Below are 25,053 nucleotides of genomic sequence, written 5' to 3' on the forward strand. Positions count from 1 at the left end.
TCCTGCTCCTGCTCCTGCTCCTGCTCCTGCTCCTGCTCCTGCTCCTGCTCCTGCTTCTGCTCCAAGTCATTGTGCTGATCGGAGCTTGCGATATGGGCAGGCATATCAGCCTGAGGCGCGTCGACGAGGTTTTCGCGCGCGTCAAACACCTTGAGGCAGGCGCCGCACCGAACCAGCCCGTTGGCCGCCTGAAGATGGGCTGGCATAGCCCGGAAAGAAAGCGAGCAACTGGGGCAGCGGGTGATGATTTCGTTCATGGTTGGTTGCCGGGAAATCGCCTGAGTCGGATTAGCGTGAACAGGCCGCTAGTTTAGCGGTATGACTCAGCGCTTGATAGCGGTGAGTCTGACCCATTGCTCACGGCTGGCAGGGGGGGCGAAATCAAACCAGGGCGCATAGGCAGACATGACTTCGTCGGCCTGGGTGTCAATGATACCGGAAAGGCAGAGGGCGCCACCGGGCAGGGTGAGCGCGTTCAGTTTCGGCGCCAGCGATACGAGCGGCCCCGCCAGGATGTTGGCGATGACCAGATCAGTGGCGACCTGTGGTGCCTGCTCCGGCAGGTAGGTCAGTACCTTTTCTGGCGCCAGCTTATTGCGCTGGGCGTTGTCTGTGGTCGCCAGCAGTGCCTGATGGTCGATATCAATGCAGTTGGCCGAGTCTGCACCGAGCAGCAGGGCGGCAATGGCGAGAATGCCGGAACCGCAGCCGTAATCAGTGACGGTTTTCCCGGCCAGCTCAATGCCGTCGAGCCACTGCAGGCAAAGAAAGGTGGTCGGGTGTGTGCCGGTGCCAAACGCGAGTCCCGGATCCAGTAGCATGTTGATTGATGAGGGTTCCGGTGGTGCGAGCCAGCTCGGGCAAATCCATAGGCGTTTACCGCAGCGGATAGGTTGGTAGTGTTGCATCCACTCCCGCTCCCAATCGCGATCTTCCAACGGTGACCAGCGGTAATCAGGCAGCTGGCTACCCAGCTGCGCTGCCAACAGATGAGTCACCTCGTCAATAGATATACCCGCATCGAACAGGCCGGTAATCCGGGTTTGCTGCCACAGGGGGGTTTCTCCCAGAGCGGGCTCCAGGATGGGTTGGTCAGCATTGTCTTCGAAGGTAACGGAGACGGCGCCGCTGTCCAGCAGGGCTTCTTCAATGGTTTCGGCAGATTGGCGCGAGCTGTTAATGATCAATTGTAGCCAGGGCATATGACCTCTGTGGAACAAAAAGCCCCGGTATACGGGGCCTGGTTAAGCTGACTGGCTGAAAGCTCAGTGATATTCCTGGGGTTATTCTAGAGATTGAGCTTTTTTTCCAGATAGTGAATGTTCACCCCGCCCTTGCGAAAGTTGGCATCACAGACCAAGTCCCGCTGCAGGGTAATATTAGTTTTGATCCCCTCGATGTGCAGCTCGTCGAGGGCGTTGGCCATGCGTGACAGAGCCGCTTCCCGGGTCTGGCCGTAAGTGATGATCTTGCCGACCAGCGAGTCGTAATAGGGTGGAACGGTATAGCCCGCATAGATGTGGGAGTCGACGCGCACCCCGTTGCCGCCGGGTGGGTGGTAGGCAGTAATTTTGCCGGGGCTGGGCATAAAGGTAACAGGATCTTCTGCGTTGATGCGGCATTCGAAGGAATGCCCCCGAAAGATGATGTCGCTCTGGCGAAGGCTGAGCTTTTCGCCACTGGCGATCAGCAGTTGCTGTTTGACGATATCGACCCCGGTAATCATTTCGGTGACCGGGTGCTCCACCTGAACCCGGGTGTTCATTTCGATAAAGAAGAACTGCCCGTTTTCGTAGAGAAACTCGAACGTGCCCGCCCCCCGGTAGCCAATTTTTACACAGGCGTTGACGCAGGCTTCCAGTACTTGCTGGCGCGCATCATCGGGAATGCCAGGTGCCGGGGCTTCTTCGAGTACTTTCTGGTGGCGCCGTTGCAGGGAGCAGTCGCGATCACCGAGGTGAATGGCATTCCCCTGGCCATCAGAAAGCACCTGGACCTCCACGTGACGGGGGTTTTCCAGGAATTTTTCCATGTAGACCGTTTCATCGCCAAAGGCAGATTTTGCCTCTGATCGGGTCACCTGAATGGCTTTCAGCAGTTCACTTTCTTCGCGCACCACTCGCATGCCTCGACCACCGCCCCCTGCGGCTGCTTTGATAATCACTGGGTAGCCCACTTCCAGACCAACAGCGCGGCTGCGATCTTCATCATCGGTGAGGGGGCCATTTGAACCCGGCACAGTGGGCACACCCGCCTTGCGCATGGCGTCAATGGCCGCGACCTTGTCGCCCATCATGCGGATTACACCAGCCGTGGGACCGATAAAGATAAAGCCGCTTTTTTCTACCTGCTCGGCAAAGTCAGCATTTTCAGCCAGAAAGCCGTAGCCGGGATGAACCGCATCGGCATTGGTGATTTCCATGGCGCTGATGATAGCGGGAACATTCAGGTAACTCTGGCTGGAGGGGTTGGGCCCGATGCAGACTGTTTCGTCGGCCAGCAGCACATGTTTCAGGTTGACGTCGGTCTTGGAGTGGGCGGCCACGGTTTTAATGCCGAGTTCCTTGCAAGCGCGCAGAATGCGCAGTGCAATTTCGCCCCGATTGGCAATAAGCACTTTTTTCAGCATTGCTGATGCTCCTGTGGGCTACGGCTCAAATAATCATGACCAGGGGTTGATCGAATTCAACGGGCTCGCCATCTTCCACCAAAATGGCGCTAACGGTGCCGGCTTTGTCCGCTTCAATCTGGTTCATCATTTTCATGGCTTCGACAATGCAGAGTACTTCGCCAGCCTTGACCTGCTGGCCGACTTCTATGAAGGCGCTCGAGCCGGGTGACGGAGAGCGGTAAAAAGTGCCAACCATGGGTGATTTGACGGCATGGCCAGCGGGTTCGGCGGGCATTTCCGGCTCGGCAGTTGCCGTTGCCGCGCTCGTCGGGACAGCTTGCTGAGGTGCCTGCATCTGTGCGGGCATCATCATGGGCATCGACATGACGCCGGGGCCATTCCTGCTGATCCGGACAGACTCTTCGCCTTCCTTGATTTCGATTTCGCCAATATCGGACTCTTCGAGCAGTTCAATCAGCTTTTTGATTTTTCTAATATCCATCTGCGGTTGCTCCAAATGGTGTGAAAGTGTGAATCAGGAATCCAGTTGTTTCAGTGCGGCTTGCAGTGCCAGGCCATAGCCCAGGCCGCCCAGCCCGCAAATAACGCCTCTGGCGATGTCCGAGAAAAAAGATTGGTGCCGAAAGGCTTCGCGAGCATGTACATTGGACAGGTGAACTTCTATAAAGGGGATATCAACGGCCAGTAGTGCGTCGCGCAGGGCAATGCTGGAGTGGGTTAGCGCCGCAGGGTTGAGAATAATAAAGTTCACACCTTCCCTGCTGGCTTCATGTACCCGTTCCACCAGCTCGTATTCAGCATTGCTCTGTAGTGTCAGCAGATGGTGCCCCTGTTCCGCCGCCTGATCGGTCAGCTGTTGGTTGATATCCTGCAGAGTTTCGCTGCCGTACAGGGTTGGCTCGCGAGTACCGAGGAGATTCAGGTTGGGGCCGTGTAATACCAGTATGGTGGCCATAGTGTCCCCGCCGGTGGGATGTCATGAGAGAATTAACGAAGACCAGCTTCTGGGGCTGGTCAATGGGTGGAAGTCTGCAACAAAAATGAAAAGCTGTCCAATTTTTTATATTTTGCGGATTTTAGCTTCTTTTTGACACATGTTTAACGAAAATAACTGTTTTATCGCTATTGGTCTCAACTTGATCGGGCAGTTTTAGGCCTGTTTTCCGGTAGTTGGCTGAGGATGGCAGCAAATTCTTGATATATTCAGCAACTTCTTTGAAATGTGGCTTATTCTGTCGCCAACTGTGGCGATATGGCGGCCATTACGGTGCTTTCTGTCAGTAGTTGAGGCAAAATCACGGGCTGGCGGTGTCCTTTTCGGTAAAACAGGTAAAGGGGCACACCAGATCGCTGATGGAGATTGAGTAGCTGGGTGATCTCTGGATTATAGTTGGTCCAGTCACCCTTGAGGTACGTGATCTGTTGCTCGGCAAAAGCCGAAGTGATACGTGTGGAGCTCAACGCCATTTTTTCATTGGCGAGACAGGTGATACACCAGTCGGCCGTGAGATTGACGAAAACGGCGTCGCCCTGATCAAGCAGCTGCTGCAGTCTCGTTTCGGTATAGGGTTCCCAGTGGGTGGCCTGTGTCCCGCTGCCCCGGTAAGTTTGCCAGGGGAGAATCAGGGCAATGATGACGGCAGTCATCGCAACCAGTCGGGTGAATGGTGTTTTGCGCAGTTTGAGCAGCCAGAGGGCAAAGAGTATCAGGATAATACCCGTGACCATCGCGATGACCGTGTCGCTTCCCGCTTGCCTGCCCAGTACCCAGAGGAGCCATGCACCACTCAGGTAAAGGGGGAAGGCGAGGAACTCCTTGAACGTTACCATCCAGGGGCCGGGGCGGGGTAGCCTGGTGCCCAGCCATGGCCACCAGGACAGTAAGAGCAGCGGTAGCGCCATACCCAGACCCAGAAACATAAACACTGACAATGCTATCCAGACCGGCTGTACCAGCGCAAAGCCCAGTGCTGCTCCCATGAAAGGTGCTGTGCAGGGGCTGGCAACGACAGTGGCCAGCAAACCCGTCATGAAGGAGGATTGCAGGCTGTAGCCTGTGGTGGTGGTGTGGCCCAGGTTCATCAGTCCCGTACCCAGCGTGAGTAGTCCGGAAAAGCTCAAACCCATCAGGATGAAAAGATAAGCCAGCAGGCCGACAAACACCGGTGATTGCAGCTGGAAGCCCCAGCCCACTGCCTCACCTGTTTGCCGCAGTGCAATGAGAAGTCCTGCGATGGCGACGAAGCTGAGCACGACGCCCAGTGTGTACGCCAGGCCGTGCAGATGTCGGCCATGGGGGCTGAGATGATGGCTGGTGAGACTCAGTGCCTTGATCGAGAGTACTGGAAAAACACAGGGCATCAGGTTGAGAATGATGCCGCCCAGTAGCGCAAACAACAGGATGAGGTAAAGGCTTGTGGCGGACGAGCGCACTGGGGGCGGTTCCGCTGCCATAGCCACCGAGTCGACATCGGCGATGGATGCGATGCCGGTGTCCGGATCAATAGTGATTTTCTGGGTTCGGGGCGGGTAGCAGAGCCCCGCATCGGCGCATCCCTGAGACTCGACGAACAGGGTGCGAGCAGAAGGAGGCAGTGGCAGGTCAAAGGTAACCTGTTCATAATAAACGGTTAGCTCTCTTTCATAGTACTCGTCATAAATCTGCTTTCCCGCCGGAAAGTCTGGTTTGGCCTCAATCGGTTGCCAATCGTGGTCAAGCAGCTCAAAGCGGTGTTGGTAGAGGTAATAACCCGGCGCGATTTGCCAGTCCAGTGACAGTTGCCCGGCCTCTGTGGATGCTTCCAGCTGATAGGCCTCGTCAATGGGTAGGAAGGTGGCATCGGCTCCCAGTAGGTTGGCTGATGAGGACGAAGGGAATATCTGCTCTGCATTGGTGAGGCAGGCGACGGACAACAGAAAAATTGTCAGGATACTGGGGAGCCGTTGATGCATTCGGACTTCTCTGTAATGTTGTGGTCGTTTATTGCGGCCTGTAAATGCGGATTGAATCACCGCCCTCGAGCGAGCATTAAAAAATCTACGGCAGCGGGCAGCCATCAATATGCAGACCTTGTGACAGGCATTTGCGGAATCAGTTCGTATTGTACGGAGCCAGCGAGATAGAGGCGAGTCATTTGCCGGTACCAATGGCAGTGTTATAGTCGTCACCCAGAGCAGGAGAGAACAACTTGTCATTTTTGAAACGTTATTTTGTTATTTTTCCAATACTGCTAATGGCCCAGGTCAACGCCGGGGAACTGTTGGTGAGTGAGGCCTATATCCGGGGGTTGCCTCCGGGTCAGACGGTTACTGCGGCCTTTATGACGATCCGGAACGGCTACAATCATGATTGCCGCTTGCTGGGCGCCGACACACCGGTCGCCGATCGTGCTGAACTTCACCAGCACAGTCACCAGGGCGGTGTCATGTCCATGCGCCGGGTTCCGGGGCTGAGTATTCCCGCCGGTAGCCAGGTGAACCTGAAGCCAGGCGGTTACCATCTCATGCTGTTTGGTCTGAAGACGCCTCTGGTGGATGGAGAGGCGCATCCCCTCAGCCTGTTGTTTGAAACCTGCCCTGACGTTCAACTCAACGTTCCTGTGCGCGATGTATTACGAGAAGGTGGTGGCCGATGAAGATGACCGACAAGATCAAGTCATGGCGCAATGGCATTGCCGATGATGCCCGGGAGTTTCGTGCCGAGGGGGCTGTAACCGGTTTTCCCTGGTGGCGTACGGCCCTGTGGTTAGTAGGCGTATATCTGCTGGTGGTCTTCCTGATCGGATGGTATTGGACAGAAGAGCCACCATTATTTGATGTCAGTGAAAATGCTGCCCAGCGGGCTGAACGTCAGGTGTCGGGCAGCACCGCTACGGCCACCCTGATTACGGTAATTGAAACCCTGCTGGAAAAACGCGGCGGGTATTTGAGCAATGATATTGCGCCGCCCGGGATCTGGCTGGATAACCTGCCGAACTGGGAGTACGGGGTCATTATTCAGGTGCGTGATTTCAGTAAGGCCATGCGTGAGGCATTCAGCCGATCACGCTCCCAGTCTACTGAGGACGGTGATCTGGCATTGGCAGAACCACGTTTGAACTTCGACCATCACAGCTGGGTATTGCCTGCGACGGAGTCGGAGTACCGGGCCGGAATCCGCTATCTTGAAAGCTATCTAGCACGACTGGCTGACGACAATACCGGTGCGAGGTTCTACCCGCGCGCTGACAGCCTGCGCTACTGGCTGGGCACCGTCGAAACCCGTCTGGGGAGTCTCTCGCAGAGACTTAGTGCGAGTGTCGGTCAACGGCGAATTAATATGGACCAGATAGATATGGACAGGCAGGATACCTCAGGTCAGGCTTTTGAGGTCAATGTTAAAACGCCCTGGTTGGAGCTGGATGACGTCTTTTATGAGGCAAGAGGCACCACCTGGGCGCTGGTTCATCTACTCAAGGCCGTTGAGGTGGAGTTTGATGAAGTGTTGCGCAAGAAAAATGCCAGGGTCGGGTTGCAGCAGATTATTCGTGAGCTGGAATCGAGCCAGGAGCCTGTCTATAGCCCGATGGTGCTGAATGGTGGTGGGTTTGGCCTGCTGGCCAATCATTCACTGGTGATGGCGTCCTACGTCAGCCGGGCCAATGCTTCGATTATAGACTTGCGAGACCTGCTTGATCAGGGTTGATCGCGCTGTTTTGAGCAACAGCGTCAAAAGTGACTATGGTGCCTGCGACCTATGAGTGTTGATATCCAGTCTGAGTTCAGGCGTGATGCGCTGTTTGATCGCAGTCTGGAGAATGTGTTGCTCAACACCCAAACGGTGGGCGTGTTGTTGCTGGACAGTCGTCTGGTGATCAGATACTGGAATCAATGGTTGGGAGACTGGACCGGTATGTCGCCGGCAGATGTAGCCCAGCGCGCTTTTGACTCACTGTTCCCCGCTCTGGTTGGCGGTCCATTTGCCCAGGCGATAGATGAGGCCTTGTTTCAGGGTGTCGATACCCATTGGAATCAACGGGAGAATCCGGATTTTCTCGATTCGACCGATTCGATCATGGCAGGCAATCGTCGCGAGTTGCCCCTGCATCGCGTGAGCTTTACACCACTGGAATTACCCGATGTCGGCCACTGTTGTCTGATTCAGATAGACGAAGCGCCGTTTGACGCAACGCTGGATAAGGCGGTGCTCAAAGAGGAGTCCCGGCGAACGCCGACTTCAGCCGGTCAACGGTTTTCCGCCTACCTGGACACCGATCAGGTGCCCCTGCTGTTGCTGGACAGTCACCACCTTGTTCTGGATGGGAACGCACCACTGGAAGCCCTGTTTGGTTACAGTATTAGGCAACTAAAAAACAGACCGTTGCGGGTTTTGCTGCCGAGCATTAGTGCCGAGCTTGCCGATGATATCAAGGTGGTGCTGGAGGGCGGCGAAGAAAGGGAGCAGGGGGTTGCCCTGGAAGGGGCTACTGCGGATGGTGAAAACCTGTTGCTCAGGGTGAGCTGTTTCCCGTCCGTTACTCATCGTGATTGTCATGTGTTGCTGTTTCAGGATATTACACTTCAGTCGGCCAATCTTGAGGCCTTGTTCCATCAGCGAAAATTAATCAATACGGTGTTCAGTCAAGTGGTGGACGGTATTTTGTTGACCGACCGACACGGTCTTGTCGAGCATCTCAACCCCATTGGCATGGAACTGCTGGGCATCAACGATCCCCAGCCCAACCGTTATATTGATGATCTGATGACCTTGCTCAGTGAGTCCGGTGAGCCTGTGGAATCCCCCTGCCGGTCGGCTCTGACCCGCGGCAAGCCCGTCTCTGTTGTCGATAACGCCATGCTTTCTGTGCCGGGCCAACAACCTTTTCCAGTGGTAGCCACGGCGACACCACTGCGCAACCGGCTCAATCAGGTAACTGGTACCGTATTGGTGTTTCGCTCTGTCAGTGAAGCGCGACGGATCTCGACCCGCCTTACTTGGCAGGCGACTCACGACCCTCTCACTCAGTTGGCCAACCGTCGCCATCTGGAGAATGAGATCCTGCGGTCCATTGATGTGGCGCACTCAGACGACAGTACCCATACCCTGTTGTACATCGACCTCTATAATTTCTCCGTCATCAATGACACCTGCGGTCACAATGCCGGGGATGAGTTGCTCTGCCAGTTTGCCCGATTGCTCGAAAAGCAGGCCGAAAGCAGGGATGTGGTGGCGAGAATTGGCAACGATGAGTTTGCACTGTTACTGAATGATCGCACGGTGGAAGAGAGCCGTGAGGTCGCAGAGCAACTCCTCTGGCAGATCAAGGCGTTCAGTTTTCCTTGGGAGGAGCGGCGCCTGAAGATAGGTGCCAGCATTGGTGCCAAGGTGATTGACCGCAATACAGTTTCTGAAATTGATGTGCTGGTGGCGGCAGGCACGTCCTGTACTGCTGCCAAGGAATCGGGTCGCAATCGGATCAACTTTCAGTATCGCAGTGTCGAGGTGGCAGAGCGCCACAGTCTCGCTGAATGGATCCCCGTGATTACCGACGCGCTGGAGGAGGATCGCTTTGTCTTGTACTGCCAGCCGATTGTGCCGGTGGCAAGTCAGGACAAGGCCGCAGTTCGGCACTATGAAGTGCTGGTTCGCATGGTTGATCGCGATGGTTCCATCATCCTGCCGGGAAAATTCATTCCCGCCGCCGAGCATTATGGTTTGGTGGAAGAAATCGATCGCTGGGTGCTGAACAATATCTTCGCCTACCTGGAAAACAGTGCAAAGGCTGACCAGCGCTTCGCCGTAAATCTCTCAGGTAACACGATCAGTGATGAGGATCTTAAGGATTACATCATTGGCAAGTTTGAGACCACCGGTGTCAGTCCTTCGCAGTTGCAATTTGAAGTGACAGAGACCGCTGCTATCAGGCATTTCGACCGTGCCATGGACCTGATTCATGCCCTCAAGGACCTGGGTTGTTATTTTTCACTGGATGATTTTGGTAGCGGTCTCTCGTCACTGGGCTATCTCAAGGAGCTGCCGGTGGATTACCTGAAAATTGATGGCAGTTTCATCCGGACCATGGAATTAAACGAAGTGGGCTACTCCATGGTCAGCACCATTAATCACCTGGGGCATATCATGGGTATTGCTACTATTGCCGAATGTGTGGAAAACAGTACCCAGTTATCGATGCTTCAGGAAATTGGTGTGGATTACGCTCAGGGTTTTCTGATTGCCCGCCCGAAGCCGTTGGTTCAATTATCCTGATTCAGCTGCTGCGCCGACATGACCATTGTCGAGCAGGTTGAGCAGATGCGGGTATTGTTGATGGTCGAGTCGGGGACCATATTGGCTGACCACGCTGGCTGATGCCATGCTGGCGAGATGGCCGGCCACCTCGTGGCTGTGACCCTGTGTGATGGCGTAGAGAAACGCACCGGCAAACATATCGCCGGCACCGTTGCTGTCCACGGCGGTCACGGGGTAAGGCGGGATAGGGATCAGGGCATTGCCGTCGTAAACCAGAGCACCCTCCGCGCCGAGCGTGATAACAAAGGTTTTGGCGATCGTCTGAAGTCTTTCGGCGGCGGTGTCCAATATGTCTGTTCCGGTCCAGCCCAGTGCTTCGTCGCTGTTGCAAAACAGTAAATCGACCTGCTCACCGATCATGTCCTGCAGGCCGCCTTTGAAAAAAGCCACCATGCCGGGATCCGAGAGGCTCAGGGCCGTTTTGACGCCCTGCTGTTCGGCGATCTCCCTGGCGCGGATAGCTGCAGCACGGCCGGTTTCTGACGTGACCAGATAACCCTCGAGGTAAAGGTATTCCGACTGTGCGATCGCCTCGTGATTCAGCTCGGTTTCGGACAGGGTTTCGCTGATGCCGAGATAGGTGTTCATGGAGCGTTCGGCATCCGGTGTAATCAGTACCAGGCATTTACCGGTAATACCACTCGGCAGTTCACCATCGGTGTGGTAATCCACGCCGGCATTACTCAGGTCATCGAGGTAAAAGCGGCCGTTGTCGTCGTTGGCCACCTTGCAGGAGTAGAATGTCTTGCCACCAAAACAGCTAACCGCAATGATGGTGTTGGCGGCGGAGCCTCCGCTCGCTCTGCGACAGGCCGTCAGGTGATCCGAGAGTTGCTCCACCAGTTCAGACTGGCGCTCCTCATCGACCAGAGTCATGAGACCCTTGTCAACGCTGAGTTGTTGCAGGTCGTTATCGGTGACCTCTATCTCAGTATCCACCAGCGCGGCGCCGATACCATAGACGTGATATTTCTTTTTCATAAACTTGTGGCATTGAGGAAATCGACGGGGCGGCTATTATGCCCCGCTGACATCAGGAGTAAAGGTCGCCGGGCAGATACATTGTTGGCGATGCGGTAATTTGCAGGAGAATATGGTGGCCAGAAGGCGAAAGAAAAGCAGCAAGCGGGTGACCCGGGTACGCAGTGGACGACGCTGGCTAATAGGTCTGCTGATATTGCTAACTCTGATTGCAGCGGTGTCACTGCTGGTACTCGACGCCATGGTGTATCAGAAGTTTTCCGGGAAGAAATGGTCCCTTGCCTCCCATGTCTACAGCCGGGCACTGGAATTGTACCCCGGCCAGGCGCTCGCCCGTAAAGACTTGCAGTGGGAGCTGGAGAAGCTGGGCTACCAGCGGGTCACTGCCGCAAAAAAACCGGGGCAGTACAGCGTGGCGGCCGAACGAATCGAGCTGTTTTCCCGGGGGTTTGAGTTTTGGGATGGCAAGGAACCCGCCCAATTGATGCGGTTGAGTTTTGCCGGCCAGAAAATCCGTGCGCTGACCGATGCCACTGGCAAACCTGTTGATCTGGCTCGACTTGAGCCGGTGGTGATGGGTGGCATCTACCCTGCCCACAAAGAGGATCGGGAGCTGGTCAAGCTCAGCCAGTTGCCGCCATCGCTGGCTGATGCACTGCTGGCCGTGGAGGACCAGAATTTCTACGGCCATTACGGTGTTTCCTTTCGGGGCATTGCCCGCGCCATGCTGGCGAACCTGAAACAGGGCCGTGTGGCCCAGGGCGGTAGCACGTTGACCCAGCAGCTGGTCAAAAATTTCTACCTGAGTCACGAGCGCACCCTGTCGCGGAAACTGATGGAAGTGGTCATGGCTGTGATGCTGGAAATGCATTTCAGCAAGGACGAAATTCTCGAAACCTACATCAATGAAGTCTATCTGGGGCAGTCAGGTGCTCGGGCGGTGCACGGCTTTGGTTTGGCCAGCCGCCATTATTTCCAGCAGTCGATAACCGATCTGGATGTGCACCAGGTAGCGCTGCTGGTGGGTATGGTCAAAGGTGCCTCCTACTACAATCCGTGGCGTCAGCCGGAGCGGGCCATGGCCCGCCGTAATCTGGTGTTGGGAATGATGGCTGAGCAGGGCTTGCTGGATGCCGAGAGAGCCCGCTTGGCTCAGCAGCAGCCGCTGGATGTGATGGCGCAGTCCGATGGGGGCGGGCGTTGGCAGTACCCGGCGTATCTGGAGCTGGTGAAGCGCCAGCTGCGTCAGGATTACAAGGAGTCAGACCTGCAGACCGAGGGGCTGCGGATCTTCACTCACTTTGACCCTCAGGTACAACGCAAACTGGAACAGCGGATGACCAGCCGTATCGGCAACCTTGAATCCGGTTACCGTATCGAGCAGGGCAAGTTGCAGGGCGCTGCCGTGATTGTCCGGGTCGGAGCCGGGGAAGTGGTCGCCGTGGCCGGTGATCGACAGGCGGGTTATGCCGGTTTCAACCGCGCCCTGGATGCGCGACGCCAGATCGGTTCCACAATCAAACCGGCGGTTTATCTCAGCGCCCTGTCCCAGCCATCTCGTTACACCATCGCATCCATGATTGATGACAGCGAGCTATCCGTGAATTTGCCCAATGGCGATGTTTGGCAACCAAAGAATTACGCGCGGGAAAGTCACGGTCCGGTACCGCTCTATGAAGCGCTGGCCAATTCGTATAATCAGGCCACCGCCCGATTGGGAATGGATGTTGGCGTCGATCGCGTAGCCGAGACGGTCAGGCAGTTGGGTTATCAGGGCTCACTGCCGGCACTGCCGTCCCTGACCCTGGGGGCTGTGGCCATGTCTCCTCTGGAGGTCTCTCAAATTTATCATACGATTGCAGCCAATGGTTTCTACTCGCCACTGCGCGCCATTAACTCGGTTTTTACCTCCGTCAATGTGCCACTGAAACGCTACCCCTTCGAGGGGGAGCAGCGTCTTGATCCAAAATCCATGCACCTCCTGCACTATGCATTGCAGGTTGTCTTACGCGAAGGTACCGGAAAAACGGCCTATCAACGGCTGCCGGGGGAGCTGATGTTGGGCGGAAAAACCGGTACCACTAACGATCAGCGAGACAGCTGGTTTGCCGGCTTCAGCGGCAATTATCTGAGCGTGGTCTGGTTGGGGCGGGACGACAATGGCATGATGCCCTTGACCGGCGGCACTGGTGCTCTGCAGCTCTGGACCGACATTATGACGACGCTGGACAATCGCTCCATGGTTTTCAATCAGCCTGAGGGCGTTAGCTATTATTGGGTCGAACCCGAGGCTGGCCTCCTTAGTAGAGAGGGTTGTGCTGGTGCCAGGTACCTGCCGTTTATCGATGGCAGCCAGCCTACCCGGCAAAGTACCTGTCGCCCGAGTGCGATTGACGGCGTCATGGATTGGTTAAAGGATAAATTTCGATGGTAAACCCTATTCCTAAAGGCCTCCTGTTCGTGGTGTGGATGGTCGTTGCACTGGTCAGTGGTTGTGCGCCTGTTTATGCGCCCATCACTGAGTCGGGTTCCACTCCGCCACCGGAGGCTACCCCACCGTCGCCAGAAACTGAGCGGTCTCCGCCGGTTGCTGTGCCCGATGACGACGATAGGCGAATCACCCCTTCAGAGCCGGTTCAAGTGGCGCCAGGGGGCGCGGTAAGACGCCTGCTTGAAGAAGCCTGGCGGTACAATAAAGCCGGGGATTATGATCGCTCGAATGCCGTGGCTGAACGAGCGCTGCGTATTAATCATACTGAGCCGGAGGTCTATCTCGTGATGGCGTCTAACTATTTTGCCATGACCCGGTTGAGCCTGGCGGAACAACTGGCGCGACAGGGCCTACCTCTGGCCGGGCGGAATCCTGCCGTCAAGGCTGACCTCCAGTCACTGCTCGCGCGCATCAATGCACTTAAGTAGCACGACAGTAGCGCGATTTTCTTTAGATGTTGAGATCGACTTGTTTTTCCAGTTATTTCAGAACACTATCAGCATTTAAACAAAATCAAGCGTGGCCAGCCACACGATGAATAACAGCGGATCGACCGACAACTTGCGAGCAAACTCTGACAGGGGACTGACCGCTGTGCGTGAAATGACGCTGGCTTTCTCGCGGGATGCCATTAAAACGTTTCTGCACACCGTCCACGATCGTCTCATCGACTATGCCCAGAAACCCTCTGAAGAAACACGGGGTTTTGAGTTCCTCCATGCAAGGTCGCAAATCAGCAACCGGCACAATGAAATACTGCGTATTTTCGTGCGCGAGATGGATCGTTATTTTGATCTGTTCGCCTCCGGCGAGTTGCATGATCCCGCAGTTGAGGGCAGTGGTGATGAAACGCTGGCACTGATGAATCAGGATGTGCTTGAGGAGGATCTGGCGCTGTCGGCAATTCGCACCCGGGCCAATGTGGATTATACGGAACCGTTGTGGGTGCTGACGCGCCGCATGGTTAGGCTGGTTGGAGGAAAAAGCACGGAGCAACGGGTGCCTTTCTCGCCGGGGTGCTTCTGTCAGGCGCTGCAGCGATCCCTTGCGGATATCGATATCGAGTTGCCCGTAAAGCTGGTGATCTACAAATTGTTTGACCGGCAGTTTGTCAGGCAGCTGGCGGAGCTCTACGGGCAGTGCTCTGTGCGACTCGAAGAACTCGGTGTGCTTCCGGATCTTCGCTATCAGATCCAAAAGGCAGAATCGGCTGACTCTGCCCGGTTTACCGGGGCGCAGCCGCAGCAGCGACGTGTCCCTCAGTCGCCATCGCTGCAGATTCCGACACTGGAGGATGTGGTATCGCCTGCACCGCTGGCGTTGCCCTCGGAGCAGCTCTCCCCCGCTGAATACCAGAACCAGTTGCTCGACAGTATCCAGCTATTGCAGGATCGCCTGGTGGCTCGAACACCGGATCAGCGACCCGAGATCACCGGGCAGCCACTGCAATATTCGGCGCGCCAGCTGGTTGAGGCGACGGTTCAGTTGCAGCAATTCAATCAATTGATGGCTGCGGAGGTTCTGGAGGCTGCCCGGGAGATCAAGCCGTTTGACATAGCGCGTGCCAGAGAACAGCTGGTCAGCCAGCTTCAGCAGATCACGGACTCGGAAGAGGTCCCGGCGCTCGGCACAGACGATGCCCGTATTATTGATCTGGTGGGCATGCTGTTCGAGTACATCCTCAACGACGAGCAGATTCCCGATTGCGTCAAAGCCTTGCTCAGTTATCTGCATACACCTTTTTTAAAACTGGCGTTTGCCGAGTCGGACTTTTTCCGCCGACCAGATCATCCGGCCCGATTGTTGCTGAATGCGTTGGCCGATGCCGGCGCCAAATGGGTCAGTAACGATGGCTCCTGTGAATTCGACATGCTCGAACAGATCAGAAAAATGGTTCGTTCCGTGCTCGATCATCAGGACGTCGATACCAGACTGATGGCGTCGCTGTTAATGAGCATCAATAGCTTTGTACAGAAAGTGGAGCTGCGGGTGAAGCTGCTGGAGAAGCGGGCCATGGAGCAAGCCCGTGGTGAAGACCAGTTGTACGAAGTCAAACAGCGGGTCAACCGGGAGATTCACCAGCGTGTCGCTGAAAAAGAGATTCCCTCCGCCCCCCTATTGTTCCTGTTGCAGCCCTGGACTGATTACATGGTGCTGTTACTGCTCCGTTTTGGTGATGCCAGTGAAGTCTGGAGGCAGAGCTTGGAACTGATTGACGATATGCTCTGGGGGCTCGAGTTAACGGGCGCCGAGAGTGAATGGCGCCGCTGGCGTCAACATTACCCCTGGATGGAGTCACAAATCCAGAGGGGTTTCGACATGATCGGCTACGACGTCAATAAAGCGTTTAAGCTGAAGCGCTCCATTGATCGCATTTATCAATTGCGAGAGAAGAATCTGCAGCCAGAGGCCGCGCCCGCAGAGCTTCGCAACAAGCTGGTGCAACTGGCGGAGCGGCGTGCCAAGGAGCGCAGCCGGTCCACCGATCGGGAGAAGGCCGTGCTGGAAAAACTGCGATTGCTGGAGTTTGGTAGCTGGTTTCAATTTCGCGACGGGCGCCGTGAAAAAGTCGCCTGGTTTAATCCGGACTCCATGCAGTTTCTGTTGGTTGACCAAACCGGCAAGCGCACCGGCATGAAAAGTGGTCAGCAATTGGCGCAGGCAATACTCGCCGGTGATCTGCAAATCGTGACGGGCAAAACCAAGCCGTTGGTGGAGCGCACCATGGAGACCATTTTTAAGGATTTGAACCTGCAGGTTCAGTCGGTTTCCCAGAAGGACCGTCATGTGGGTTGAGCATGAGCGCAGGTGCTCAACACGCCACCAGCTGAATGTTGAGGTTGACGTGGTCGATCAGTTCAGCAGAGATTTACTCGGCATGTTGGTGGATGTTCATCTGGAGGGATTTCTGATGATGGGCGAGCTGTCTTTCCGTCCGAACAGGCTCTATCAGGTGGCTCTGGTCGCCCATGTTCCCGATCGTCAGCTCGAGGTGATCCCGATGGGTATTGATTGCCTGTGGACCCGGGCCATGGGTCAACAGGACAGGGTCTGGGCGGGCTGTCAGATTGTGGATCTTGCCCCGCAGGCCTGTGAACAGCTTGCCCGATTGATTGAAGACTTTTCTTCCGATCACTCGGTTCCAGCAGGCCGGGTGCTGTAGTGACGACGGCCGGCTGGCCGGGTCAACAGGATCAGCTTGAAACTGCGGTTTTCATCGAGTTTTTTTACGTCGAAGTCTGCCTCCGCAAAACGTTCCAGTGGCACGAAACGATTCACCACAAACAGTGCTCGTCCGCCGTTGCGAAGCAGCCTATGGCAGCTGGCGACAAACCGTCTGGTCAGCCCGTGTTCGGTGTTGAAGCCCTGGTGAAAGGGCGGGTTACAAATGACGGCATCGAAGTGCTGCGCAAGGTTGTCCCCGCAGTTTGAGGCGACGACCGTGCCTGTAATCTGCTGTTCAATAAAGTTCCTCTGACACGAGGCAACGGCGGCGGCGTTGTTGTCGGTGGCAGTGATTTCGGCATCGGTCAATTGTGCAGCCATGACAGAGAGATAGCCGTAGCCACAGCCGAGATCAAGCATGCTGGTTGGTGGTCGGTCGAGGCTCTGGAAAAAATCCTTCAGGTGCGTCGCCAGAAAAGCACTGCCCTGGTCAATTTTATTCCAGCCGAACTGCCCGGGTTTGCTGAACAGCAGTCCTCCCTCCCAGGTCACACAGGGTCTGATCAGCGCATACTGTTGATCCTCCAGTGCTGGTTCAGTGGAAGTCAGATGACGGACTCGGGCTCGATAGAGGCTGCCCTGCTTTTCCGGACGCTGCTGATCACCAAAATAGTGTCCGGCTTTCTCTGCATAGGTCTTGATGCCATCGTTTTTCGCACCGGTCATGGTCAGTACGCCCCCGGCTGGGAGCAGACGGCGTGCCTGGTTGATGATGTGGTGAACAACCGGTTTTTCCTTGGACACCCGATAGAGAATCTGGCTGAAACTGCCATCCGCGAAATGGTCGAAGTCAAAATCGCTGTATTCACTGTCAATACCCTGTGCACGACTGATTTCGTAGAGGTCGTGGCGATTGGTGACCAGCAGGATGTCCCGGTTTTGCAGTTCGTACAGTGGCGTATCGTGCAGGTTCTCGTCGGTCACCAAGAGTTGCCGACCCGATTCCTGTCGGAGCGGATCGAGCAATAATTGAAAAGCGGGATCAGTCAAGGGTGTTTACGCTCGCAATTTCGGTTTTCGTCAGTGCCCGGTATTCGCCGGGCTCAAGGGTGCTATCCAGCTCAATCCCCCCTACGCGGAGTCGGTGCAGGCGGAGAACGCTGTTGCCGAGGGAGGCGAACATACGTTTGACCTGATGATACTTGCCTTCACTGATCGTGAGCAGTGCCTCTGTATTGTCGATTAATTCCAGCGTGGCTGGTAGACAGCGGCGCTTTTCCCCCGCCAGCCATAGCCCACTGGCAAATTTTCCAATGATGCCTGCATCGAGGGGTTCAGCGACCCTGACCCGGTATGTTTTCAGGCATTGGCTGCGGGGCGAAGTGACCCGGTGGTTCCATTGACCGTCATCCGTGATCAGTAGCAGACCGGTGGCATCGATATCGAGGCGACCGGCAATTTGCAATTGCTCCGGCCGTGGTTCATCCAGCAAATCCAGTGCGGTAGGGTGCTTGCCGTCCCTGGTGACGGATACCACCCCGGCCGGCTTGTGGAGCATGAAATAGCGCATCACCGGTTTGCTGATAGGGTGCTCATCCACGCAGACCCAGGCGTCATCTCCGATAACCAAGCCCGGGTCGTGGGCAATTATTCCCTCGACTTTTACCCTGTTTGCCCTGATCAGGTGCTTGACCTGGGAGCGGCTGAAGTCGGTGGCATTGCTGATGAATTTGTCTAATCGCAAGCGTGTGGCAGCCATTGGTAAATACTCTGCAAGTGGGCTGAATGGACGACGCCCGGGCGTGCCTGCTGGGGGTCAGCCCCGGAGGCTGATGATTTCCCAGCCGCGCTGTTCCGCCACCTCGCGCAACGCATCACAGGGATCGACAGCGACGGGTCTATCGACAATCTGCAACAATGGTAGATCGTTGATGGAGTCGCTGTAGAAGCTGCTACCGACCAGGTTGTGTCCGGTCTCAGCCAGCCAGGCCTCAAGGCGTACAACCTTGCCCTCCCTGTAGCTGGGAATACCGGATACCCGTCCGGTATAGCGGCCATCCCGTTGCTCCAGCTCAGTAGCGATCAGCTCGGTAACGCCCAGTTTCCGACAGATGGGTTCCACGATGAAACGGTTTGTCGATGTGATGATCATGAGGAGATCGCCCTGCTCCCGGTGTTTCTGCAATAATCGTTCGGCACTTGGCAGCCACATCGGTGCAATGACCTCTTCCATGAATTGGTGGTGCAGTCGGGTCAGGTCGGCAGGTGTCAGTGTTGCCAGGGGTTGCAGGGCAAAGGCAAGGTAGTTGTTCATATCCAGAACACCGTTCAGATAGTCCTGATAGAACTGGTCATTCATGCGCCTGTAATGCGCCTTATCCACGATCTGGTGGTTGACGAGGAATTCTCCCCAGCCGTGATCACTGTCGCCTGCGATAAGTGTGTTGTCGAGGTCAAAGAGGGCAAGCGCCATGGGTTTCCCGAGAATGGTTAGTCAAAAAGGCGGCTTAGCTTACCCATAGATAAGGCTGTCCTCAACTAACTATTTGATGTAACTTCGTGGATAGGCGTTATTATTAAAATAACAGGGTAAGGGTTGGTTCGGTGGTCGATCGAGAAGGTTTTCGCCCGAATGTGGGCATCATGATTTCAGATGGTGCGGGCAGGTTGTTGTGGGCCAGGCGTATTGGTCAGGATGCCTGGCAATTTCCCCAGGGTGGCATTAATCCAGGAGAAAAGCCAGAGCATGCCATGTATCGAGAGTTGTATGAAGAAATAGGCCTGGAGCCCGATGATGTCGAGCTGCTCGCCTGTACCCGTGGCTGGTTGCGTTATCGGCTACCCAGGGCGATGCAGCGCAGACACAGTAAGCCACTGTGTATCGGCCAAAAGCAGAAATGGTTCATGTTGAAGCTGCTGGCCGAGGAGGATCGCATTAGACTGGATCTCAGCGGCAAGCCGGAATTTGATCATTGGCAGTGGGTGAGTTATTGGTATCCGGTCAATCAGGTTATCGAGTTCAAGCAAGAGGTGTATCGCCGGGCACTGAAGGAGTTGGCACCCATGCAATGCGAACTGGAGCGTCAAAGCTAAATGCTGGAATCACTCAGGAACATTGTTCAGCAGGTTAACGCTGCCAAGGACTTTGGCGAGGTGTTACGGCTGATTGTTCAGCTGGTGAAAGAGGTTATGGATACCGGCATGTGTTCGGTCTACCTCTACAGTCCAAGTACCAATAGCTATGTGCTGATGGCTACCGATGGCCTCAATCCAAATTCGGTGGGCAAGGTTCATCTGTCCAGTAGAGAGGGGCTGGTGGGTCTGGTGGCATCGCGGGCCGAACCGATCAATCTCGAAGATGCTGAAGTTCACCCCAATTTTGCCTTTTTCCCCGAAACGGGGGAGGAGCGTTTCCGCTCTTTCCTCGGTGCTCCCATTATTCACCACCGGAAAGTACTCGGTGTGTTGGTGGTGCAGCAGCAGGATCGCCGTCGCTTCGACGAGAGTGAAGAATCCTTTCTGGTAACCGTGTCGGCGCAACTGGCCGGTGTGATTGCGCATGCAGACGCTACCGGTGAGCTGGATCAATTGCTCAATCCCCAGCAGGCGGTTATTCACGAACGGATTTATCCCGGTGTGGCCAGTGCGCCCGGGGTGGCCATCGGTACCGTGGTGGTGATCTCTTCACCTGCCGACCTGAAAGCCGTGCCGATGAGAAAGGTGTCCGATACCGATGCCGAGTTGGCGTTGTTCCGTCATGCCATGGAGCAGACGAAAACCGATATCCGCGCTCTTGATCAGACGATGGTGAATAAACTGAGTGAAGAGGAACGCGCCCTTTTCGATGTTTATGTCCGGATGCTGGATGATCATTCCATGGGCGGTGAAGTGCTCAGTCTGATCAGGGAGGGTTTCTGTGCCCAGAGTGCCTGGTCACAGGTTGTACTGGGGCATATCCGTCTGTTCAAAAGTATGCAGGATGCCTATCTTCGCGAGCGTGCCTCTGATGTGGAGGATTTGGGGCGCCGGGTGCTCGCCTATCTTCAGCAATCGGAAGTCAAGCGTACTGTCTTTCCCGAGAGAATGGTCATGATTGGTGAGGAGCTGTCAGCGGCCTCCTTTGCCGACGTGCCACTGGAAAATGTGGCGGCCATTGTATCCGTGAAAGGATCCCGCAACTCGCATATGGCTATTCTCGGCCGCGCTATCGGTATTCCCACTGTCATGGGGGTGATGGATTTGCCATGGGGGCGACTGGATGGTGAAGAGGTCATTGTGGACGGCCACACCGGTCAGGTGATTGTCTCGCCCCGTGACGAACTGCTTCAGGCCTACACTCAGCAGATCTATGAAGAGAAGCTGCTTGCAGCCGACCTGGAAAAGCTGACGGATAAACCCTGTGTGACGGCAGACGGGCACCATGTCTCTTTATGGGTCAATACCGGCTTGCGGCTCGATTCCATGCTGTCACTGGATCGCGGCGCTGAAGGAGTTGGCCTGTACCGCACTGAAATTCCATTCCTGATGCTGGATCGCTTCCCCTCGGAGGAGGAACAGCGCAAGGCGTACCGTGAGCATCTGGAAATGTTCGCTCCTCGCACTGTCACCATGCGGACACTGGATATTGGGGGCGACAAGGATCTGCCCTACTTCCCCATTGAGGAAGAGAATCCGTTTCTGGGATGGCGCGGTATCCGTATTTGTCTTGATCATCCCGAGATTTTTCTGGTGCAGTTGCGCGCGATGATGCGGGCCAGCGAGGGGCTGAATAATCTCAGCATTCTGTTGCCGATGATTTCCAACGTTCCGGAGTTGGAAAGTGCGCTGCAGCTGATTTACCAGGTATACGATGAGCTGACAGAGGAAGAGGGTTACCAGATCGAAATGCCCAATGTCGGAGCCATGATCGAAGTGCCCGCTGCGGTCTACCAAATCAGAGAGCTGGCGCGGCGCGTGGATTTTCTGTCGGTGGGTACCAATGATCTTACACAGTACCTGCTGGCGGTGGATCGCAATAATCCACGGGTGGCGGACTTGTATCACGCCTGCCATCCCAGTGTATTGCGAGCCTTGCTCGCTATCTCTGAGGGCGCCAGGGGCGAGTGCACCCCGGTCAGTGTCTGTGGCGAGATGGCTGGCGATCCGATCGGTGCAGTATTGCTGATGGCGTTGGGTTTTCGGGTGTTATCGATGAGTGCCACGAATTTGCTTAAAGTGAAAGCGATACTCCGCCAGGTGAGTCTGGTGGAGGCGACGAAATTGCTGGAGGAGGTCATGCTGATGCCGGATGCCGATTCAGTCTGGCGTCACATGGAAAAAGCCCTGAAAAAGCCCGATCTTGCCGCCCTGTTTCGCGGCACGGCAATGCATTGAATCCCCGCCCCCTACTTTAACGCTTGCGGTCGAGGCTAAAGGTAAAGGACAGGCGCTGTCCCGGTCGGCCGCCCGGTTGATAATTCTGTTCGGTCATTTCCATAGTCCCTGCACGACTCATCAAAAGCACGCTGGTGCAGCGAGTGCCGTACCCATGACCACAGATAAAGGGTGGGGACAACATTCTTTCCAGTGCGATACCCACGCCTGTATCCGGCAGGACTTCATCGGCAAAAGGTGCCTGCCGTTGCAGGCAGGCTGCCAGGGAGGAAAAATCGGGCGTCTGCTGCCTTTGCAGCAATGCTGTCAACGCAGCTTTCGCATGTTCCGCTTTGGGCCAGGGGCTATCCAGCAGATGGTTGGACAATGAGTAGATGCCTGGCGGCAGAACCTTTGCAGCGCTGTGACGGTTTGAGCAATAGGCCAGTGTTTCGCTATCCCCGACCAGCAGGTTGAAGCCATTGTAGTCCGCCCCATGGCGGATAACCTGCCCGGCGTAGTCGACAGCCGGCATGCTGCCCAGTAAAAATTCCCGGGTGAGGTCGCCGCGGGATCGCGGGGCCGGGTTTTCCCGACCCTCCCGGTAATTGGTGACCCCGGCCCAGCGGCCGCTGCGGTTGACCCCGAGCCATGTACCACCGCCCTTCAGGTCCCGACCCGCCAGAATATCCGGCGCGTCTGTCCAGAAATGCAGCGGTGTCGAAGGCCGCTGGTGGTATTCATCGCGGTTGGCGACAACGATCAGCGGGTACTCGGAGTGGGTTTGCCAGGCCAGTATCATCAAACACATACCGTCATTGTACCCCACCCGGTGACAAGCTATGATCGCCGCAGAATATCCCGCTGTAGATGAACTGATTGCATGCTGAGCTATCCCCAGATTGATCCTGTCGCCTTTGCCCTCGGCCCACTGACGGTCCATTGGTACGGTCTGATGTATCTGGTTGGGTTTATCGCGGCCTGGTTGCTGGCGTTACGTCGCAGCGAACGGCCCTGGTCCCCGGTGCGCCGCACGCAAGTGGAGGATCTGGTGGTTTATGGTGCCTTTGGTGTGATCCTCGGTGGCCGTTTCGGGTATGTCATGTTTTACAATCTCGATAAATGGTTGTCGGACCCTCTTTGGTTATTCCGGATTTGGGAAGGCGGGATGTCCTTCCATGGCGGTCTTTTGGGCGTGCTGATGGCCCTCTGGCTGTTCAGTCGTCGCATCAATCAATCTTTTCTGGCACTGGGGGATTTTGTCACCATCATGGTGCCTATTGGTCTGGGATTGGGCAGGATAGGTAATTTTATCGGGCAGGAGCTATGGGGGCGGTATACCAGTTCGTGGCTGGGTATGGTGTTTCCCAATGATCCGTTGCAGTTGCCAAGACACCCTTCGCAGCTTTATCAGGCATTTCTGGAGGGACTGGTGCTGTTCCTGGTGCTGCTGTTTTTTACCCGGAAGCCCCGACCCGTCGGCATGGTAAGTGGGCTGTTCCTGGTGCTCTATGGCAGCTTTAGATTTGCCGTTGAGTTTTTTCGGGAGCCCGATGGCCATATCGGGTTTGATCTTTTTGACTGGGTGACGCGGGGGCAGCTACTCAGTCTGCCGATGATTGCCGTGGGCGTTGGCCTGATACTCTGGAGTTGGCTGCGGCAGGGTAATATCGATACCGTCCGTTAGTGGCGGAAGAGGGGCAAATATGAAGCAATACCTCGATCTGATGCGCCACATTCGGGATAGTGGTATTCGCAAGGAAGATCGCACTGGTACGGGCACCCTCAGCGTGTTTGGTTATCAGATGCGCTTCGACCTGACCGAGGGCTTTCCGCTGGTCACGACCAAGAAGGTTCACCTGAAATCGATCATTCATGAGCTGCTGTGGTTTATCCGCGGTGATACCAATATCCGATATCTGGTGCAGAACGGCGTCAACATCTGGAACCATTGGCCGTTCCAGAGCTGGCTCAACCAGACCGGGCAGGCCGACGACTATCCCATGTACAGCGCCGAGTGGCGCGAGCAGATGAAGCTGTTCGTGGCGAAGATTCGCGAAGATGAAGTCTTTGCCGCTCAATACGGCGATCTGGGGCCGGTCTATGGCCACCAGTGGCGCAACTTCGAGGGTGTGGATCAACTGGCTCAGGTGATTGGGGATATTCGCAGCAATCCGGATTCCCGCCGTCTGATCGTCTCAGCCTGGAACCCCAAGGACATTCCGGTGATGGTCAAGTCCGGCCTGCCACCCTGCCACAGCCTGTTTCAGTTTTACGTCACTGATGGGCGGCTGTCCTGTCAGTTGTACCAGCGCAGTGCCGACGTGTTCCTCGGAGTGCCGTTCAATATTGCCTCCTATGCGCTGCTGACTCTGATGGTGGCCCAGGTCACCGGTCTGAAACCGGGGGATTTCGTGCATACCTTTGGCGATGCGCATCTCTACGCCAACCACGTGCAGCAGGTGGAAGAGCAGCTGGGGCGGTCGCCTTTGCCGCTCCCTCGCATGGTCATCAACCCAGCTGTGACCGATCTGTTCGACTTCCGCTTCGAAGATTTCGAACTGCTTGATTATCAGTCCCACGCCCCGATTTCAGCGCCGGTAGCGGTGTAACCCGATGGTTTGTCTGACACTTTCCCTGATTGTTGCGATGGATCGAAATCGTGTTATTGGTAGAAATAATACGTTGCCCTGGCGATTGCCGGACGATTTAAGGTATTTCAAGTCGGTTACCATGGGCAAACCAATTCTGATGGGCCGCAAAACGTTCGAGTCCATTGGTCGGCCCTTGCCGGGTAGATTGAACATCGTGATCAGCCGGGACCCATGCTGGCGACACAGCGGGGTCTCCACGACTTCTTCTCTAGCCGATGCGATGGCACTGGCTGCTGCTGACCCCGGTGCTGTGGCCGCAGGAGAGGTGATGGTGATCGGTGGCGAGCAGATCTATCGCAGCGCCATTGAGCTGGCTGATCGGCTCTATATTACCCGGGTTGATACAGCGGTAGAGGGCGATGCCTTCTTCCCTGATTTCGATGAGACCTGTTGGCGGGAAGTGGCGCGAAAACAGCCGGAAAATCAGGCTGATATCCCCTACTACTTTCAGGTGCTCGAACGCCGCAGATGCTGATACCGGTTACAGTCG

At 55.8% G+C, this 25,053-nt stretch carries 23 protein-coding genes; 12 read left to right on the forward strand and 11 right to left on the reverse strand.

Annotation, left to right across the window (positions count from 1 at the left end; all coding sequences use genetic code 11):
* From AACZ64_RS07615 to AACZ64_RS07640, 6 genes are all read right to left on the reverse strand, one after another.
* Window positions 1-257, reverse strand: a 257-nt coding sequence (locus AACZ64_RS07615; RefSeq protein WP_339639853.1) for an MJ0042-type zinc finger domain-containing protein, incomplete at its 3' end; no start/stop codon positions are given.
* A 66-nt stretch (window positions 258-323) separates the two neighbouring features.
* The gene (gene prmA / locus AACZ64_RS07620) at window positions 324-1,202 is read right to left on the reverse strand and encodes a 50S ribosomal protein L11 methyltransferase (RefSeq protein WP_036859029.1); all 879 of its coding nucleotides are present in this window, start codon (window positions 1,200-1,202) and stop codon (window positions 324-326) included.
* Window positions 1,203-1,288: 86 nt separating this feature from the next.
* Window positions 1,289-2,629 carry an acetyl-CoA carboxylase biotin carboxylase subunit gene (gene accC, locus AACZ64_RS07625; protein ID WP_036859031.1) on the reverse strand — a complete coding sequence of 447 codons (1,341 nt, stop codon included), beginning with the start codon at window positions 2,627-2,629 and terminating at the stop codon, window positions 1,289-1,291.
* Between the two features lie 25 nt (window positions 2,630-2,654).
* Complete coding sequence (accB, locus tag AACZ64_RS07630; RefSeq protein WP_036859033.1) at window positions 2,655-3,113, reverse strand: acetyl-CoA carboxylase biotin carboxyl carrier protein; 459 nt, start codon at window positions 3,111-3,113, stop codon at window positions 2,655-2,657.
* 33 nt (window positions 3,114-3,146) lie between these two features.
* A complete protein-coding gene (aroQ, locus tag AACZ64_RS07635; RefSeq protein ID WP_293615029.1) occupies window positions 3,147-3,587 on the reverse strand; it encodes a type II 3-dehydroquinate dehydratase in 441 nt (146 codons plus the stop codon).
* 272 nt (window positions 3,588-3,859) lie between these two features.
* On the reverse strand, window positions 3,860-5,584 hold the full coding sequence (locus AACZ64_RS07640; protein ID WP_293615030.1) for a protein-disulfide reductase DsbD: 1,725 nt from the start codon (window positions 5,582-5,584) through the stop codon (window positions 3,860-3,862).
* A gap of 236 nt (window positions 5,585-5,820) precedes the next feature.
* Here AACZ64_RS07640 and AACZ64_RS07645 point away from each other — a divergent pair, with 236 nt between their 5' ends.
* The 3 genes from AACZ64_RS07645 to AACZ64_RS07655 are packed head-to-tail and all read left to right on the forward strand — an operon-like array spanning window position 5,821 to window position 9,878.
* Complete coding sequence (locus AACZ64_RS07645) at window positions 5,821-6,267, forward strand: copper chaperone PCu(A)C (protein WP_051921180.1); 447 nt, start codon at window positions 5,821-5,823, stop codon at window positions 6,265-6,267.
* The gene (locus AACZ64_RS07650) at window positions 6,264-7,316 is read left to right on the forward strand and encodes a DUF2333 family protein (protein ID WP_200877033.1); all 1,053 of its coding nucleotides are present in this window, start codon (window positions 6,264-6,266) and stop codon (window positions 7,314-7,316) included. Before AACZ64_RS07645 ends, AACZ64_RS07650 begins: the two co-directional genes overlap by 4 nt.
* A 51-nt stretch (window positions 7,317-7,367) precedes the next feature.
* Window positions 7,368-9,878 (forward strand): EAL domain-containing protein, encoded by a 2,511-nt coding sequence (locus tag AACZ64_RS07655; RefSeq protein ID WP_339639854.1) that lies wholly within the window; start codon window positions 7,368-7,370, stop codon window positions 9,876-9,878.
* On the opposite strand, the gene AACZ64_RS07660 is transcribed toward AACZ64_RS07655, so the two are convergent.
* On the reverse strand, window positions 9,870-10,901 hold the full coding sequence (locus tag AACZ64_RS07660; protein ID WP_036859038.1) for an adenosine kinase: 1,032 nt from the start codon (window positions 10,899-10,901) through the stop codon (window positions 9,870-9,872). The two genes, AACZ64_RS07655 and AACZ64_RS07660, sit on opposite strands and share 9 nt — an antisense overlap.
* 115 nt (window positions 10,902-11,016) lie before the next feature.
* Here AACZ64_RS07660 and mrcB point away from each other — a divergent pair, with 115 nt between their 5' ends.
* The 4 genes from mrcB (at window position 11,017) to AACZ64_RS07680 (ending at window position 16,555) form a co-directional block, all read left to right on the forward strand.
* A complete protein-coding gene (gene mrcB, locus AACZ64_RS07665; RefSeq protein WP_293615033.1) occupies window positions 11,017-13,335 on the forward strand; it encodes a penicillin-binding protein 1B in 2,319 nt (772 codons plus the stop codon).
* Window positions 13,329-13,820 carry a hypothetical protein gene (locus AACZ64_RS07670; RefSeq protein WP_036859041.1) on the forward strand — a complete coding sequence of 164 codons (492 nt, stop codon included), beginning with the start codon at window positions 13,329-13,331 and terminating at the stop codon, window positions 13,818-13,820. Before mrcB ends, AACZ64_RS07670 begins: the two co-directional genes overlap by 7 nt.
* A gap of 106 nt (window positions 13,821-13,926) precedes the next feature.
* The gene (locus AACZ64_RS07675; RefSeq protein WP_339639855.1) at window positions 13,927-16,188 is read left to right on the forward strand and encodes a DUF1631 family protein; all 2,262 of its coding nucleotides are present in this window, start codon (window positions 13,927-13,929) and stop codon (window positions 16,186-16,188) included.
* Window positions 16,178-16,555, forward strand: coding sequence for a PilZ domain-containing protein (locus AACZ64_RS07680; RefSeq protein ID WP_036859045.1), 378 nt, complete (start codon window positions 16,178-16,180; stop codon window positions 16,553-16,555). The genes AACZ64_RS07675 and AACZ64_RS07680 overlap by 11 nt, the downstream gene beginning before the upstream one ends.
* Here AACZ64_RS07680 and AACZ64_RS07685 read toward each other — a convergent pair.
* The 3 genes from AACZ64_RS07685 to AACZ64_RS07695 are packed head-to-tail and all read right to left on the reverse strand — an operon-like array spanning window position 16,525 to window position 19,030.
* On the reverse strand, window positions 16,525-17,607 hold the full coding sequence (locus tag AACZ64_RS07685; RefSeq protein ID WP_339639856.1) for a methyltransferase: 1,083 nt from the start codon (window positions 17,605-17,607) through the stop codon (window positions 16,525-16,527). The two genes, AACZ64_RS07680 and AACZ64_RS07685, sit on opposite strands and share 31 nt — an antisense overlap.
* Window positions 17,600-18,316 carry a pseudouridine synthase gene (locus tag AACZ64_RS07690; RefSeq protein WP_339639857.1) on the reverse strand — a complete coding sequence of 239 codons (717 nt, stop codon included), beginning with the start codon at window positions 18,314-18,316 and terminating at the stop codon, window positions 17,600-17,602. Before AACZ64_RS07690 ends, AACZ64_RS07685 begins: the two co-directional genes overlap by 8 nt.
* A 57-nt stretch (window positions 18,317-18,373) precedes the next feature.
* Complete coding sequence (locus AACZ64_RS07695) at window positions 18,374-19,030, reverse strand: HAD family hydrolase (RefSeq protein ID WP_293615036.1); 657 nt, start codon at window positions 19,028-19,030, stop codon at window positions 18,374-18,376.
* 131 nt (window positions 19,031-19,161) lie between these two features.
* On the opposite strand from AACZ64_RS07695, the gene AACZ64_RS07700 reads away from it, so the two are divergent.
* Entirely contained in the window at window positions 19,162-19,650 is a 489-nt protein-coding gene (locus AACZ64_RS07700) for an RNA pyrophosphohydrolase (RefSeq protein ID WP_036859049.1), read from the forward strand.
* Window positions 19,651-21,930 (forward strand): phosphoenolpyruvate--protein phosphotransferase, encoded by a 2,280-nt coding sequence (gene ptsP / locus AACZ64_RS07705; protein ID WP_293615037.1) that lies wholly within the window; start codon window positions 19,651-19,653, stop codon window positions 21,928-21,930.
* 16 nt (window positions 21,931-21,946) lie between these two features.
* Here ptsP and AACZ64_RS07710 read toward each other — a convergent pair whose 3' ends face one another.
* Window positions 21,947-22,720: an NRDE family protein gene (locus tag AACZ64_RS07710; protein ID WP_293615038.1), complete on the reverse strand. Its 774-nt coding sequence runs from the start codon at window positions 22,718-22,720 to the stop codon at window positions 21,947-21,949.
* Window positions 22,721-22,792: 72 nt separating this feature from the next.
* On the opposite strand from AACZ64_RS07710, the gene lgt reads away from it, so the two are divergent.
* Genes lgt through AACZ64_RS07725 form a run of 3 tightly spaced genes read left to right on the forward strand, consistent with a single transcriptional unit; the run spans window position 22,793 to window position 25,038 of the window.
* The gene (gene lgt, locus AACZ64_RS07715; RefSeq protein WP_036859054.1) at window positions 22,793-23,596 is read left to right on the forward strand and encodes a prolipoprotein diacylglyceryl transferase; all 804 of its coding nucleotides are present in this window, start codon (window positions 22,793-22,795) and stop codon (window positions 23,594-23,596) included.
* A 19-nt stretch (window positions 23,597-23,615) separates the two neighbouring features.
* Window positions 23,616-24,521: a thymidylate synthase gene (gene thyA / locus AACZ64_RS07720; protein WP_036859055.1), complete on the forward strand. Its 906-nt coding sequence runs from the start codon at window positions 23,616-23,618 to the stop codon at window positions 24,519-24,521.
* Between the two features lie 4 nt (window positions 24,522-24,525).
* Window positions 24,526-25,038, forward strand: a complete 513-nt coding sequence (locus AACZ64_RS07725; RefSeq protein ID WP_036859056.1) for a dihydrofolate reductase — start codon at window positions 24,526-24,528, stop codon at window positions 25,036-25,038.
* Window positions 25,039-25,053 lie beyond the last annotated feature (15 nt).

Origin of the sequence: uncultured Porticoccus sp., assembly GCF_963975625.1 — a bacterium.
In the GTDB taxonomy this organism is placed as follows: Bacteria; Pseudomonadota; Gammaproteobacteria; order Pseudomonadales; family Porticoccaceae; genus Porticoccus.